Origin of the sequence: Bosea sp. BIWAKO-01 (assembly GCF_001748145.1) — a bacterium.
Lineage (GTDB): Bacteria > Pseudomonadota > Alphaproteobacteria > Rhizobiales > Beijerinckiaceae > Allobosea.
This window is the reverse complement of sequence record NZ_BCQA01000001.1, coordinates 465,814-479,558: the sequence shown is the minus strand read 5'-3', so window position 1 is coordinate 479,558 and position 13,745 is coordinate 465,814. Positions and strand designations below refer to the sequence as shown.

15 protein-coding genes, 1 tRNA gene and 2 pseudogenes are annotated in these 13,745 nt (G+C 61.7%); 10 read left to right on the top strand and 8 right to left on the bottom strand.

What is annotated here, in order from left to right; translation table 11 throughout:
- The first annotated feature begins 92 nt into the window (after positions 1-92).
- Entirely contained in the window at positions 93-299 is a 207-nt protein-coding gene (locus BIWAKO_RS02165; protein WP_141739948.1) for a hypothetical protein, read from the top strand.
- Between the two features lie 26 nt (positions 300-325).
- Here BIWAKO_RS02165 and BIWAKO_RS35190 read toward each other — a convergent pair whose 3' ends face one another.
- Positions 326-544, bottom strand: a complete 219-nt coding sequence (locus tag BIWAKO_RS35190) for an SOS response-associated peptidase family protein (RefSeq protein ID WP_141739947.1) — start codon at positions 542-544, stop codon at positions 326-328.
- Here BIWAKO_RS35190 and BIWAKO_RS02160 point away from each other — a divergent pair.
- The gene (locus BIWAKO_RS02160) at positions 535-864 is read left to right on the top strand and encodes a site-specific integrase (RefSeq protein ID WP_141739946.1); all 330 of its coding nucleotides are present in this window, start codon (positions 535-537) and stop codon (positions 862-864) included. The genes BIWAKO_RS35190 and BIWAKO_RS02160 overlap by 10 nt on opposite strands.
- Positions 865-1,117: 253 nt before the next feature.
- Here the strand turns inward: BIWAKO_RS02160 and BIWAKO_RS02155 are convergent, their stop codons facing one another.
- On the bottom strand, positions 1,118-3,694 hold the full coding sequence (locus tag BIWAKO_RS02155) for a PQQ-dependent sugar dehydrogenase (RefSeq protein ID WP_084651119.1): 2,577 nt from the start codon (positions 3,692-3,694) through the stop codon (positions 1,118-1,120).
- A 272-nt stretch (positions 3,695-3,966) separates the two neighbouring features.
- A complete protein-coding gene (locus BIWAKO_RS02150) occupies positions 3,967-4,236 on the bottom strand; it encodes an SOS response-associated peptidase family protein (protein WP_371332153.1) in 270 nt (89 codons plus the stop codon).
- Between the two features lie 2 nt (positions 4,237-4,238).
- On the opposite strand from BIWAKO_RS02150, the gene BIWAKO_RS35855 reads away from it, so the two are divergent.
- From BIWAKO_RS35855 to BIWAKO_RS35180, 4 genes are all read left to right on the top strand, one after another.
- Positions 4,239-4,409 (top strand): hypothetical protein, encoded by a 171-nt coding sequence (locus BIWAKO_RS35855; protein ID WP_176733248.1) that lies wholly within the window; start codon positions 4,239-4,241, stop codon positions 4,407-4,409.
- Positions 4,409-4,630: a hypothetical protein gene (locus BIWAKO_RS35185; RefSeq protein ID WP_069877139.1), complete on the top strand. Its 222-nt coding sequence runs from the start codon at positions 4,409-4,411 to the stop codon at positions 4,628-4,630. Before BIWAKO_RS35855 ends, BIWAKO_RS35185 begins: the two co-directional genes overlap by 1 nt.
- A gap of 70 nt (positions 4,631-4,700) precedes the next feature.
- On the top strand, positions 4,701-5,105 hold the full coding sequence (locus tag BIWAKO_RS02135) for a thermonuclease family protein (RefSeq protein WP_069877138.1): 405 nt from the start codon (positions 4,701-4,703) through the stop codon (positions 5,103-5,105).
- Positions 5,106-5,756: 651 nt separating this feature from the next.
- Positions 5,757-6,620, top strand: a complete 864-nt coding sequence (locus BIWAKO_RS35180; RefSeq protein ID WP_141739943.1) for a hypothetical protein — start codon at positions 5,757-5,759, stop codon at positions 6,618-6,620.
- A gap of 74 nt (positions 6,621-6,694) precedes the next feature.
- On the opposite strand, the gene BIWAKO_RS02125 is transcribed toward BIWAKO_RS35180, so the two are convergent.
- From BIWAKO_RS02125 to BIWAKO_RS02110, 4 genes are all read right to left on the bottom strand, one after another.
- Complete coding sequence (locus BIWAKO_RS02125; RefSeq protein ID WP_069877136.1) at positions 6,695-6,886, bottom strand: hypothetical protein; 192 nt, start codon at positions 6,884-6,886, stop codon at positions 6,695-6,697.
- Positions 6,883-7,479 (bottom strand): hypothetical protein, encoded by a 597-nt coding sequence (locus tag BIWAKO_RS02120; protein ID WP_069877135.1) that lies wholly within the window; start codon positions 7,477-7,479, stop codon positions 6,883-6,885. Before BIWAKO_RS02120 ends, BIWAKO_RS02125 begins: the two co-directional genes overlap by 4 nt.
- A gap of 492 nt (positions 7,480-7,971) precedes the next feature.
- On the bottom strand, positions 7,972-9,069 hold the full coding sequence (locus BIWAKO_RS02115; RefSeq protein ID WP_069877134.1) for a glycine-rich domain-containing protein: 1,098 nt from the start codon (positions 9,067-9,069) through the stop codon (positions 7,972-7,974).
- A gap of 395 nt (positions 9,070-9,464) precedes the next feature.
- Positions 9,465-9,671 (bottom strand): hypothetical protein, encoded by a 207-nt coding sequence (locus BIWAKO_RS02110; RefSeq protein ID WP_069877133.1) that lies wholly within the window; start codon positions 9,669-9,671, stop codon positions 9,465-9,467.
- Positions 9,672-9,882: 211 nt separating this feature from the next.
- Here BIWAKO_RS02110 and istA point away from each other — a divergent pair.
- The 4 genes and pseudogenes from istA (at position 9,883) to BIWAKO_RS02095 (ending at position 13,374) form a co-directional block, all read left to right on the top strand.
- A pseudogene (gene istA / locus BIWAKO_RS02105) lies at positions 9,883-11,383 on the top strand (IS21 family transposase).
- A pseudogene (locus BIWAKO_RS02100) lies at positions 11,383-11,979 on the top strand (ATP-binding protein); the annotation flags it as partial. The pseudogenes istA and BIWAKO_RS02100, both read left to right, overlap by 1 nt.
- A gap of 225 nt (positions 11,980-12,204) precedes the next feature.
- A complete protein-coding gene (locus BIWAKO_RS37540) occupies positions 12,205-12,840 on the top strand; it encodes a glycine-rich domain-containing protein (RefSeq protein WP_465247423.1) in 636 nt (211 codons plus the stop codon).
- Between the two features lie 9 nt (positions 12,841-12,849).
- The gene (locus BIWAKO_RS02095) at positions 12,850-13,374 is read left to right on the top strand and encodes a DUF4376 domain-containing protein (protein WP_084651117.1); all 525 of its coding nucleotides are present in this window, start codon (positions 12,850-12,852) and stop codon (positions 13,372-13,374) included.
- Positions 13,375-13,465: 91 nt separating this feature from the next.
- Here BIWAKO_RS02095 and BIWAKO_RS02090 read toward each other — a convergent pair.
- Positions 13,466-13,541, bottom strand: a tRNA-Ile gene (locus BIWAKO_RS02090).
- Positions 13,542-13,745: the final 204 nt, after the last annotated feature.

The following is a 13,745-nucleotide window of genomic DNA, read 5'->3' as shown; positions in this document are numbered from 1 at the left end:
TCATCGGCTCGGCCGTGAGTTGACAGCGCTGGCGCAGATAGCGCGCGATGCAAAAGTGAGGGATGATCAACGCGCAATCGGAGGAGGCTACCGTGTCACCCACCAAAGATGAGCTGATCGCCGAGGCCGATGATATTGAGAAGTCAATCCAGATTGCGGTCGATGCGGCCAAGCGGAGTCCAATTCCGATCGAAACACGGATTGCTCAGCTCGAGCGTTGGGTTGCCACTTTGATGCTTGCGCGCGCCAAAGATCTTCGGAAGTTGGCCGCAGCGGCTGGAGACAAGGGAACCGGATAACGCGGGCCACGGCGCGGCGTGTTCCCTTAGAACGGCGTCTCCTTGAACGGCTCGGCCGTGGCCGGGTCGTCATCGCCGACCCCGGTCTTGTTCATCCGCTGCGAAACGATCCATTCGCGCAACTCTTGCGGCGGCTGCATCAGCAGCTCTTTGCCGCCCGAGCCATCAAGCCATGCCTCGAAATCGCCTGCTGAGGTTTGAAGCCGGGAGGCACAAGCGGCCGCGCATGATGCCGATGGCGGCAATCGTCACCTTCTCGCTCTACTCGAGCCGGCGCGAGGAGGAAATCACCAAGATCCTCTGGACGGATCTCGATGTCGCCGGCCGACGCGTGCTCGTCCGCGACATGAAGGACCCGGAAGCGAAGGACGGAAATGGCGTGTGGTGCGAACTGCCTGAAGAGGCTCTTCGGGTTGCGCTGGCTCAACCCCGAAACCACGCCGAGATTTTCCCGTATAATCACCGGACGGTCAGCGCCAACATGACGCGTGCTTGCGCCATCCTCAACATTCCAGACCTTCACTTTCACGACTTGCGGAGGGCGTTTCGCGCCTGCTCGAGATAGGTCGAACCATTCCGCAGGCCGCATCGGTCTCCGGTCATCGGAACTGGAGCTCTATGAAGCGCGATGCCCATCTGCGCCAGACCGGAGATAAATATGTCGGGTGGGTGTGGTTGGAGCGGTTAGCGCCTGAATGACCCCATTTGGTTCGTTGGCGCCCCACTCTGAGCAGATCGATGCATCGACTGCGTCTGAAGTTGGCCGCAGGCAGAACTGCCGCTTTGCGTACGAAACGACGGTGGTTTGGCGGGATCGTTCAGAAGATGAAATCGATCACCGGCGCGACATAAACTCCGGCTTCGCCGAACCCGACGATGTCGGAGAAGCCATCCCCATTCACGTCGGCAAGTTGCCGCGGATATCTGTCCTCGCTGCTCCAGCCGCCGGCGGTATTTGAAAATTGACTGAGGTTGAACGTCGCTGACCGAAACGACCCGTCGCCATTTCCAAGCGCGGTATAGACCCCCCCTTCACCGAACCCGACGATGTCGGCGCGGGCATCCCCGTTAACGTCGGCAAGCTGCCGCGGATATCTGTCGTCGCTAGTCCAGCCGCCAGCGCTAGGCGCGAAATTGGCGAGCGCGAACGACTGTGGCCCAAAGGATCCGCCGCCCGTCGCGAGCGATACGTAGACCCCAACTTCACCGAACCCGACGATGTCGGCGCGGCCGTCCCCATTCACGTCGGCAAGCTGCCGCGGATATCTGTCGTCGCTAGTCCAGCCGCCAGCGCTCGGAGCGAAATTGGCGAGCGCGAGCGCGGGTGGCGCGAAAGATCCGCCGCCAGTCGCTAGCGATACATAGACCCCGTCTTCACCGAACCCGACGATGTCCGCGCGGCCATCCCCATTCACGTCGGCAAGCTGCCGAGGAAATCTGTCGTCGCTGTTCCAGCCGCCTGCGCTCGGAGCGAAATTGGCGAGTGCGAACGACTGTGGCCCAAAGGATCCGTCGCCAGTCGCTAGCGACGCATAGACCCCCCCTTCACCGAACCCGACGATGTCGGCGCGACCATCCCCGTTAACGTCGGCAAGCTGCCGCGGATATCTGTCGTCGCTAGTCCAGCCGCCAGCGCTAGGCGCGAAATTGGCGAGCGCGAACGACTGTGGCCCAAAGGATCCGCCGCCCGTCGCGAGCGATACGTAGACCCCAACTTCACCGAATCCGACGATGTCCGCGCGGCCATCCCCATTCACGTCGGCAAGCTGCCGAGGATATCTGTCGTCGCTGTTCCAGCCGCCTGCGCTCGGAGCGAAATTGGATATTGTAAGCCCATGTTCCTGAAACACGTTGATCATAAAATCGTCGAATCCAAGATTTTCTTTGGCAACACCAAGTAACGTCAGTGTATCGTCGTCTCCAAAATTGATAACGGTGTTTAAGCCCACCTGACTAGACAGCGCGAGAACGTCGTCCAACGTGTTTATGTTGAAGAACGTTGTCAAATCAACGTAATCCACTCCCGAGCCGGCAACGAAATCCGACGCGACGTCGGCACCGTACCCTGCCGCGTACACAAAGCGGTCGTTGCCAGGGCCGCCATTCAGCGTATCGTTGCCAGTGCCGCCGTCCAATAGGTCATTGCCCGAGCCGCCATAAAGCAGGTCATCGCCGGCAAGCCCGCGGAGCGTATCGTTCTGATCTGCTGAAACGACCTGCGGCGTGAGCCGAAACACGTCGCCGTCGTAGTCGACGATGTAAAGGTTGCCGCGGGCATCCTCGCCAAACGAGGTTGGGATGTTGACGGTGCCGACGTTCGGCACAATCTGCGACGTTCGCTCGGTGGGTACCCAGGTTTCGCCATTGAAGCGAAGTGTGAAAACCTTGCCGGTCGGCTGGTCGGCGAAAAAAAACTGCCCCTGTAGTCCTTCACTAAGCCCGCGATAGACATAACCGCCGATCACGGCTTGACCAACATCACGGCCATATGAATGGATGGGTACTGCGAGCGTGCCTTGCGTGACCGTTCCGCTTCCGAGGGGTCCTTCGAACAGGGGCCATCCGTAGTTTGCGCCGCTCAGTCCGATATCGATTTCTTCAAAAGAGCCCTCACCCACATCTGCGATGAAGAAATCGCCGGTGGCACGGTCGAAGCTGTCACGGAAGGGGTTGCGTAGGCCAAGCGCAAAGATTTCATCCGCGCCGGGGTCACCCAAGGCAGCGAACATATTGCCGGTGGGAATGGCATAGTTCCTCGTCGGATCGGCCGGAAATGCATCATTGTGAACATCGATGCGGAGGATTTTCCCCAGCAGGGTCCCGGAACTCTGGGCGTTTGCGGCAACTGCGTTGTCACCGGTCGCGGCGTAAAGTAGGCCATCGGGACCAAAGCCAATCCAGCCTGCATTGTGGTTTGTTGCGGATAGATTATCTAGTCTGATGATCGTCGTCGCACTTGCCACATTGGCGACATTTGGATTGGCCGAAACCTGATAACGTTCGATTGTATTGTGAACGACCGAACCGGGAACTGTGCGGTAAATATAAAAGAATCCGTTAGTTGCATAATCCGGATCGAAAGCGAAGCCGAGCAATCCCCGCTCCCCGGTGGCGTCGACCGCCACATTGAGGAAGGGTGTCGCCAGGAGCTGGCCCGAGATCAGGTCGATGATGCGGATCGTGCCTCCCTGCGTGACAACGAACAGCCGGCCCGGATCGTTGGGCGCCGCGGCGGCAAAAAGCGCTGTGCCAAGCCCCGTTGCCACTTGAGTTGCCGCAATCGAACTGACGTTACTCTGCGGCCCATTAGGATCGAATCCGTAGATCAAATCCCGACCCGCGCTCCCTTGAAGAGTGTTGCTGCCGTCATTGCCAACGATCAAATTCGCGGCCATGGAAACCTCCTAAGGCGTCGGCGAGAACAATGCGTCCGCGCCGTCCGAGGCGGTATTCAGAGGGTCAGCACCCGGTCGACAAAGTATTCCCTCCACGAGCGCAGAGCAAACGAATATGTTTTCGAACATCCGACAGTGCACCTCTGTCGGCGGAAAGCGTTCAGCGCTTCAATGGATCTGGGAGCTGGGCTCTCGGGCGACACCGTCATCTACAAGAGCACGGCCCCACTCTGCCCGCGCGGCTCGCGGTAGCGCTCCGGAAGCCTGAGGCCTTAGAACAGCGTTTCCTTGAACGGCCCGGCCGTGGCCGGGTCGTCATCGCCAACCCCGGTCCTGTTCATCCGCTGCGAAACGATCCATTCGCGCAGCTCCTGCGGTGGCTGCATCAACAATTCCTTGCCCCCCGAGCCATCAAGCCAGGCCTCGAAATCACGAGGCAACAGCGTCGTCGGCATGCGGTTGTGGATCTCGGCCATCCATTTGTTCGCAGAACTTCCAGGTGAGCCGGGTCGAAATGAAGTTAGACGGGGTGGCGCAGGAATTCGTGTTTGAGCCGCCTTATCTGATGGCGGATGGGGAGGATTACGCCTTCTTGTCGATCGGTGAGAGGCCGCAGCTCTGGCTGGTCGAGCGATCTGTAGGAGGGGGGTGGCACTGGGTCCGCGAAGCCTTGCGCCTCGGGGAGATCAGCGAAGCCCAGGCGACCCGTCACTGATGATGCGGGGCGCGATCGTGATTACCGACACCCTGGAATGGTTGGCGGCCCGGCAACGAATGGCCGAGATCGAGGAAGCGCGTCCTGGCAGCCCCGAAGCCGATGAATGGGCGGAGCTCGACTATGCGGCCTTCTGTTGGGAGGAGGATCATATGCCGCCGCTCATATTTGAGCTATGCCCCGTGCCCGCATCGAGCAGCCGCTTCCAAATCCCATTTTGAGATCTCGATTGCTGACTACTTGTCCGAACTGCATCTCCGAATGCGTCGGCAAGGCCGAGTGAAAGTTCCCGTGAAACACCTCGTCCTCCTGTTCGCCCTGGTCTGCGCGACCGCATCCTTCGCCGAGCCACGCGTGGTTATCATTGACGGCGACACCGTCGACATCGCCGGCGAGCGCATCCGGATCCTGAACATCGACGCGCCTGAGACGCGGGGGGCGCGCTGCGAGGATGAATTGATCCTCGGTCTGCTGGCCAAGGAACGCCTGGCTGAACTCCTGCGAGCCGGCCCGGTGACGATAGATAGGTGCGAAAGCTCCGGCCGGTGCACGGATCGCTACGGGAGGACTCTGGCGAGGCTCAGGACGGCCAAGGGTGACCTCGGAGCGATCCTGATAGCCGAAGGGCTGGCACAGCCTTGGAAGGCCGGTGGGGCGGCTAGGGCGCAGCGGATTCAGGCTTGGTGTCCGCGCTGACCTCGTAGACGTCACCCATCTCGGCGGTGTCGCGCATGCCTTTATAGCTCGCGTACCGCGCCGCCCCCCACCCGGCCGTAAGCCAGGCCCTAGACGCTTCCTGTGGCCGCATGTCAGCGTAGCGACGGGACGGGCTAGGGCGGCAAATATGAGCATCGCGTTCTGCTACCTGCCGAAATAGCGACGGCCCTGCTGACGTGGCAATCCACTATCTGCGCGAGCCGAACCGAGGCGACCCCATGCAAATTCCTTGGCGCACGCTAGATTTCTGGGTGTGGCCGCTGATCTTCGCGCTCATCGTCGGCGCAGCGGCCGTCCTAGTTCAGGCGTAGGGCCACTGGCTAGATGTGCATTCAGCCGCGATCCCGAGCCGGATCGGGAGTAGACGCCGACCGCACGGAAGTATCCCGCCGCGAGAGATGATAGCGCCATTGCTGGCGCCCTGGCCTCCAACGCCCGAAGCGACGGCGGGATTGAGCCGACTGTAGCGCCTGCCTCACGTCGGGCAAGCGACCGCGACGCCTAGGCGCCGCCTTCCGGCCTGTGGACACCACAAATAAGCACAGCGGTTGGGCGTGTGCCTATTGGCCTTTTCGGGCGCATTCCGCAATGTAGCGCATAGTGCAAACGCGACGGGCGGCGGTACACTCCATGGTTTTCGTGTTTCAGAAAATTTCAGACGTCGAGAATCCAAGCCCAATTGTAGCCCGTTTGGGTATTCAAACGGCAGATTTGGTTAAGTGGCTGGAAGTTCCGGAAGAAACCCGAGATGCAATTCGAAAATTATATTTCTTTACCTTGCCTCAGAAACTAATTCATTGCAGGGGATTGCGCAACAATATAATTGAAAAGATGAACGAATATATTTCTTCAGTGAAATTGGAAGGAAGCAATCAATCGGCTCAATTACCATATATTCAGGGTCTCGACAATTTTTGTCACAATTTCTTATATGAATTCAAAAATTACGTTAGAGACGTAATATCTATCATCAATTTAGTTTTTGGCACGAAATTTATTGATGGAAGTGATATTGTCGATCTGCGAAAGGGCGGGAAGTCTAAGGTAGAGATTTGGGCCGAGAATAACTTCGGCCCAGACGACCATCTTACGAAAATGCTATCGAAAGAGGCTGAATGGGCAGCCGAGTTCATTAAAGCTCGGAACGCAGTCGAGCACCCGGGTGGGTACTCGGGAACGCTTACTGTTACCAACGTGCGCCGGATCACCGCAATGGGAGGCGCAATCGTTCCTCCCACATGGCAAAGGACAGGACGCCCGGAAACTGATGTCCTAGCCGACATGGAAGTCACGCTCGACAATATGCTCACGTTTGCAGAAGATTTGCTGGCCGAATTGGTCCTGAAGAAGCCTACGTCTAAAGGCATCGAAATCTATCTCATTGCTGAAAAAGAACGTGATCCTATTTGCCCTATCCGATTGAAAGTCGGGCCAAATAGGGAGATTCTTGAAAAGATCGAACAGATGCAACAATACGCCGGCAAACCGGGATGATTTAGTAGTCCCGCCCGAGCGCGCGTACATCCGGCGTCGCTCGGGCGGGCATGACGGCGCGAACGCCGCCAATCTCATCGATTTACCAGATGGCCCATCGAAGTTCCGACGGACGCTTTGACGTTGCCGGACGATGTCGACGACATGCCAGTGACCGTGCCGCCGTCGACCTTGACGCTGACATTAACGTTGGCCTGCCCTTCCAGCGTGGCCGTTACCGGCCCCTCGACCGTGGCTTTCAACTCGCCGAGACCGATGCGATTCACCAAATCTTGCGCTTCGTAACGAAGGCGATCGACATCGGCATTCGGCTCGTTCCGGCGGCTCGGGTGAACGCCGCGGCGTGTTCCTCGTACCCGGCCTGCACATATTCGCGGCCAAGTTTGGCAAGTTGCTCGCCGGAGAAGCCGATACCTTCCGCGCCGACGTTACGGGCCTCACGCCGGAGTTTCTCCGACTGTGCCTTGGTGAGTTCGCCGCGGGCTTCCGCCGCATTAATCTCTTTCTCGAAGTTCAGCGCCTTCACGTACGCCGCGTACTCGCGTGACAGGGCTGCGGTCGGTGCGGACGCTTTGGCCATCTCAACGCCAAGCCTGGCGACATTGGCCTGCGCCTCTCGAAAGGTCGTGCGCGCCGCTGCGAAAGAAGCCTGTGAGCCGCGGAATGCGTCGATCTTACTGACTTTGTCCAATGACACGGCAACGGCATCGATCTGCCGCGACATGCCGTCCAAGCCCTTGGCCTTGCCAAGCGCCGCGGCTGCTTTATCGACCGCCTTCATCTTCCCGGCGATCGAGTCAAAGGTCTTACCCGTCTTGTCGACGGCCTCGATAATGGCCCGCGCCTTCATATCAGCCATGGCGCGACTAGCTTTCTAGATCTTCGCCGCCATCCGGCAGCGTGACAGGTCCGTCGGCCGGCTTCGGATTGTTCATGGAAATTCTCCAGAATTGAAAATGGCCGCCCCGAAGGCGGCCAGATGCTTTGAGGGGGAAAAGAGTGCGCGGTGACTTGCGACTGGGCGAGAATCCGCGCAAAGCCGTACTTTGCAGAATGGTCCGGCCGAAAATACGGACTTATCTTCAGAGGCGAAACGTGGCCCAAAAATCAAGAAAGCCCGGCGAAGAACGCCGCTCCGACATCGCCAAGCCCTTTGATCCACATTTCGGCCAGACAAGGTCGTTCGACGATATGCTCTTTGGCAGCCTGATCGATTCTTCGCCGGCACCGGCGACGGCCACAAAGGGGCAGACCGGCGCCAGAGATCGGTAAAGCCCCCTCAACCGAAGGCCACTTCAATCTCTGCCACGCGGCCGTCTGCGATGCGTGCGTACTGTGCCATGTAATGCCCTCAAAACTCCAAAATAACCTGGCCGCCAGAGCCTACGCCGCCATTGGCGAAGAGCGCGCCGCCTGACGCGCCGCCGCCAGGGAAGCTGCCATTCGGTCCCTGAACGGCCACCCCGGTGGTAACTGTGTTGGTGAAATTGCTGGTGTAGGAGGGTCCGCCCTGCGCCAAAACGAACAAGCCGGAGCCGATGGAGTAGGCGATACCGCCGCCCATCCCGGGGCGATTGATTGTGCCGCCACTGCCGCCCGTGCCACCTGATCCGGAACCAGCTTGGATCGCTCCGTTGGCCGCTGTGCCGCCAACGCCACCCAGCGCCGAAATGAGGCCGCCGAAAGCCGATGCGCCGCCCGTCGAGCCGTTAGTTGGCCCGACGCCAAGCCCGGCGGCTCCACCCGAACCAACAACAACATTGTAGGAGGTGCCCGGCGTAACTGGGAAATAACCCTCGCGGTACTCGCCGCCGCCGGCCGCAGAGGCGACAGAATTGGCAGCCGCGGCCGCGCCGCCGCCACCACCGCCGCCCGCCCATACCTGCGCACGCACCCCAAACACACCCGCCGGGCAAACCCAAGCAGTGGTGCCAGGCGTAGAGAAGACCAGCGTCGTGCGGGCCGAGTTCTGCGTCAGGCCAGCCATTTGAATCGCGGTACCGTCATAGATTCCGCGCAGAATGCCGCCGACGCCGAGATCGCCAGCGACCAAGGCCGCGCCACCGGGTCGAAGAATGGATTTGGTGCCCGTCAGGCCGGCGACGGCCAACGTTGCCGCGCCCGTGTTCGTGGCGGTAAGCAGGATGTTAAGTGGCATCCCGACCAAGTCGGACCAGGCGGTCGGAGCGGGGTCGAGCGTGACAGTAAGCGCGTTCGCCGTGCCGCCTGCCGTGCGCCAGTTCATCCAGCCAGAACGAACCGAGTCCGCGACCTGCGTCAGCACGGATTCGGATGGCGTACGGTTAGACTTGGTGATCAGCGCGATAAGCTCGCGCTGATGGTGTTCGACGGCCTTGGGGGGAATCTTAGATCCGACAATCCCAGCGCCTGGGTTGGCGCCGACATACGGGTCGTTGGCAGCGCCGCCGGTCGGGGGCTGATAAAGCATGTGCGTCTCCTGAAAGGTGGGGAAAGGCGCGCGGCCAGGGCCAGCGCAATTGGAATGGAAAATTGGTCGGGCGTATCCGTTAGGATGAACGATGCGCCGAAAGAGCCTGTTGAAACTCTTTGGATCTTGGCGCCCAACTTCGACATCCGAGGCGCGCTTTGATTCGGCCGTCCCCGGCCAGAGCCAGGCTGGCATTCGCCCGCCAGCCTGGTTCGCCCAAAGGGCTTGCTCAGCCCCGCAGAATTTCCGCCAAACTCGGAACGCCAGCAATCACGGAAGACTCGGAGACCGCGGGTCTACGCCGTCGACCGCCCGGCGTTGTGCCTGGCTGCCGCCTTCGCCCAGCCGGCTTTTGACGCTTCTGCGGCAGTGCCGCTGTGATGTCGGGTATTGCGTCACTGACCTGTAGCGGCGCGGTAATTTCGCAGAATGCGGTCGAGCGGCGGCTCCGCAGGGCCGGCAGCAAGGACCGCAATAGCGGTCTCGAAGTCGAGGTCGGTCTCATAGGCCAGATGCTTTGCAAGCGCCTCGCGGCCCTTCGCGGCCTCGGCGGTCATGATGGCATTGGCGCGGGCGCCGGTGCCTTCTGCGTTGGTATCCATTTTTAAGGTCCGTTTCTGCGGCTGTGCCGCGATACGACGAAGGTGCGGGCGATCGGCCGCCCGAGGGGTGAGTTGGTGACTAGCCGGCTGTTGGCTGTGTTTCGGCGTGCAAGTTTGCCCCCGTGAGGCGGGGGATCGGCATCCAACTTTGACCCCCTTGAGCCGGTTTCGGTGAGACTGCCCGTTCAGGTTTCAGACGGGCGGGCGGGGGATGAAGGGCGTGGATACGATTGCGCGGATCCGGCGCGAGTTTTCGGTCCGGAAGAAGACGATCAAGGAGATTGTCCGCGAGCTTCACGTTTCGCGGAACACGGTGCGGAAGGTGCTGCGCTCGGGTGCCACCAGCTTCGAGTACGAGCGGAAGGTGCAGCCTCTGCCGCGGATCGGTCCTTGGCGTGGCGATCTGGATCGGCTGCTGACGGTGAACGATGGCAAGCCGGCCCGCGAGCGTCTGACGCTGATCCGTATCTTCGAGGAGTTGCGGGGCCAAGGTTACGAGGGCAGCTATGATGCTGTTCGGCGTTATGCGCGGGGCTGGCGACGCGAGCAGTCCGCCGTCACGGCCGATGCCTATGTGCCTTTGAGCTTTGCGCCCGGCGAGGGCCTACCAGTTCGACTGGAGCCACGAGATCGTCGTCATCAACGGTGCGACGACCAAGGTGAAGGTGGCGCACGTTCGGCTTTGCCATTCGCGCATGCTGTTCGTGCGGGCCTATCCGCGCGAGAGCCAGGAGATGGTCTTCGGTGCCCATGACCGGGCGTTCGCCTTCTTCAAGGGCGCTTGCACGCGCGGCATCTACGACAACATGAAGACGGCAGTGGAGACCATCTTCGTCGGCAAGGAGCGCGCCTACAACCGCCGTTTCCTGCAGATGTGCAGCCATTATCTGGTCGATCCCGTCGCCTGCACGCCTGCCTCCGGCTGGGAGAAGGGGCAGGTCGAGAACCAGGTCGGACTGGTGCGCGAGCGCTTCTTCGCGCCGCGGCTCAGGGTCAAGAACTACGACGAGCTGAACGCCTGGCTGATGGATCAGGTGCTCAGCTATGCCAAGGCCCACCGCCATCCCGAGCGGCGCGATCAAACGATCTGGGAGGCGTTCGAAGCCGAGCGGCCAAGCCTCGTGCCTTATGCCGGCCACTTCGACGGCTTCCATGCGCTGCCGGCCGCGGTGTCGAAGACCTGCCTGGTGCGCTTCGACAACAACAAGTACTCGGTCGCGGCGAGCGCGATCGGCCGGCCGGTCGAGATCCGCGCCTATGCCGATCGCGTCGAGTTGCGCCAGGACGGCCGCATCGTCGGCGAGCATCCCCGCTGCTACGGTCGGGACCAGACCGCCTTCAATCCCTGGCACTATGTGCCGGTGCTGGCCCGCAAGCCGGGCGCCCTGCGCAATGGCGCGCCCTTCAAGGACTGGGTCCTTCCGGCTTCGCTGGATCGGGTGCGCCGGAAGCTGGCGGCGGTGCAGGATGGTGACCGACAGATGGTCGATATCCTGACCACGGTGCTGAGCGACGGCTTGCCGGCGGTCGAAGCCGCCTGCGCCGAGGGGCTGAAGCAAGGCGTCCATTCCGCCGACGTCATTCTCAACATCCTGGCCCGGCGCCGGGAGCCGGCGGCTGCGATCACCATCATGACGCCCGATGCCCTTCGCCTGCGCCATGAGCCCGCGGCCGATTGTGCCCGATACGACAGCCTCAGGAGAGCCGTGTGATGGAACGCTCGGAGATTCTCGCCACCATGGGCGAGCTCAAGCTCTACGGCATGAAGGCCGCCTTCGACGAGATCATCACCACGGCGGTGAAGCGCCAGCACGAACCCCAGCGCATCGTCGGCGATCTGCTATCGGCCGAGATCGCCGAGAAGCAGGCGCGCTCGATCAAGTACCAGATCACCATCGCCAAGCTGCCCCTCGCCAAGGATGTCGGCGACTTCGTCTTCGACGGTACTCCGCTCAACGAGACGCTCGTCCACGACTTGGCTGGCGGCAACTTCATCGCGCATCAGCGCAATGTCGTTCTCGTCGGCGGCACCGGGACCGGCAAGACCCATCTCGCCATCGCGATCGCCCGGGCCTGCATCCGTGCCGGCGCGCGGGGGCGCTTCTTCAACGTCGTCGATCTCGTCAACAAGCTCGAGGCCGAGGCCCGCGCCGGCCGGCAAGGCCGCATGGCCGACTATCTCTCGCGCATGGACTTCATCGTCCTCGACGAACTCGGCTATCTGCCCTTCGCCCAATCCGGCGGCCAGTTGCTGTTCCACCTGATCAGCCGCCTCTACGAACAGAGCTCCGTCATCGTCACGGCGAACGCGCTTACTGTCACGCTAGACCCTGCTCCGGCCGCCTGGTCCGACCTGATCGGGGTTCCGCTCAACATCCTGCTGACCGCTACCAACACCGGAGCGGCGACGTTGGCCGTCACCGGCCTGACGGGCACAAAGTCAATTCTTCGCCCCGGTGGCGCGGCCCTTCTCGCCGGCGATCTCGGCGTCGGCGGGATTCTGCGCGGCATCTATGACGGCACTGCGATTCAAATGGCTGGCCTGACACAGAATGCTGCTCGCACGACGCTGGTCTACTCTACGCCCGGCACCACTGCTTGGGTTTGCCCGGCGGGTGTCTTCCGCGTGCGCGCGCAAGTATGGGCGGGCGGCGGAGGTGGCGGCGGCGCAGCCGCTGCGGCCAATTCAGTCGCCTCTGCCGCTGGTGGCGGTGAGTATCGCGAAGGCGATTTCCCTGTCACGCCTGGCGTATCTTACAATGTCGTTGTCGGCGCAGGTGGAGCCTCTGGCCTTGGTGTAGGCCCAACTAACGGCGGCCCAGGCGGCACCTCGTCTTTCGGTGCGCTCATCTCGGCGCTCGGGGGCGTTGGCGGCACAGCAGCCAACGGCGCGATCCAAGCTGGTTCCGGCGCAGGCGGGGTGGGCGGTAGTGGCGGCACAATCAATCGCCCCGGCTTCGGCGGCGGCATCGCCTACTCGATCGGTGCAGGCTTGTTCGTTTTGGCGCAGGGCGGCCCCTCCTACACTGGCAATTTCACCAACTCAGTTACCACCGGGGTGGCCGTTCAGGGGGCGAATGGCGGCTTCCCGGGCGGCGGCGCGTCAGGCGGCGCGCTATTCGCCAATGGCGGCGTTGGCTCTGGCGGCCAGGTCATCCTCGAATTCTAAGGGCATTACATGGCACAGTACGCACGCATCGCAGACGGCCGAGTGGCAGAGATTATTAGGCTTGACGGCATCGTGCCAGCGGACGTTTTCCATCCAGATGTCGCGGCAACGATCTTCGCCGTTGGGGAAACGGTCGAAGAGGGCGGGTCCTACGTGGACGGCGCGTACTCGCCGCCGCATCCGCCCCCGTTGCCGACCAAGGCCGAACTGATCGGCTATGTTGCCGATCGGCGCTGGCACGCCGAGCAGGCAGGGACCGCCTGGCATGGCTGGCAGATCCACACGGACGATCGCAGCCAAGGCAAATACCTCTCCGAGCTGCAGGCGATCGCGCTCAATGTTCGCGTTGACGGCGATCCGTGGAAGTTCGCTGACGGCGTGTTCCGCCCAGTGAGCAACGCGGACTTCCCTCAGCTCGCGATCGCCGCCCGCGAGCATGTCCGAACGGTGTTCGGCATCGAGGGGGCGGTGCTGGCGCAAATCGAGGCCGGGACGATCACGACGGCCGCCGAGATCGAAGCGGCCTTCGGCTGAGGGGCCTACCGATCATATCTGGAGCTTCCGCCATGGACATTCGGGCAGCACAGCGGGCGCTGATCGCGCTCGGCTCGGCGAACGTGGCGATTGGTGGGGGCGGCAGGACTTGAACCTGCAACCAGACCGTTATGAGCGGCCGGCTCTAACCATTGAGCTACGCCCCCAGTGGCCTAATGCAGGAGCGCAGATGCGGGGGTGGGGTCGGCTGCGACGGCGCCACGATGAGACACGACCAGCATGATCGCCTGTCGATAGTCTGCCCAGGTTGCGATGAAGCTGTCGCATCTGCCGCACCGAACTGCGCTGTCAGGGCAAAGATTGGCAGGAATCGAGACATGCGGAGAGCCGCACGTTTCGCAACAGAACTC

Excerpts from the sequence above, each read along its gene's own strand:
- BIWAKO_RS35185 (WP_069877139.1), top strand. The coding sequence starts at position 4,409 with ATGATGCGGGGCGCGATCGTGATTACCGACACCCTGGAATGGTTGGCG.
- BIWAKO_RS02110 (WP_069877133.1), bottom strand. The coding sequence starts at position 9,671 with ATGGATACCAACGCAGAAGGCACCGGCGCCCGCGCCAATGCCATCATG.
- BIWAKO_RS02095 (WP_084651117.1), top strand. The coding sequence starts at position 12,850 with ATGGCACAGTACGCACGCATCGCAGACGGCCGAGTGGCAGAGATTATT.
- BIWAKO_RS35180 (WP_141739943.1), top strand. The coding sequence starts at position 5,757 with ATGGTTTTCGTGTTTCAGAAAATTTCAGACGTCGAGAATCCAAGCCCA.
- BIWAKO_RS02160 (WP_141739946.1), top strand. The coding sequence starts at position 535 with ATGGCGGCAATCGTCACCTTCTCGCTCTACTCGAGCCGGCGCGAGGAG.
- BIWAKO_RS02115 (WP_069877134.1), bottom strand. The coding sequence starts at position 9,069 with ATGCTTTATCAGCCCCCGACCGGCGGCGCTGCCAACGACCCGTATGTC.
- BIWAKO_RS02155 (WP_084651119.1), bottom strand. The coding sequence starts at position 3,694 with ATGGCCGCGAATTTGATCGTTGGCAATGACGGCAGCAACACTCTTCAA.
- BIWAKO_RS37540 (WP_465247423.1), top strand. The coding sequence starts at position 12,205 with ATGGCTGGCCTGACACAGAATGCTGCTCGCACGACGCTGGTCTACTCT.
- BIWAKO_RS02120 (WP_069877135.1), bottom strand. The coding sequence starts at position 7,479 with ATGGCTGATATGAAGGCGCGGGCCATTATCGAGGCCGTCGACAAGACG.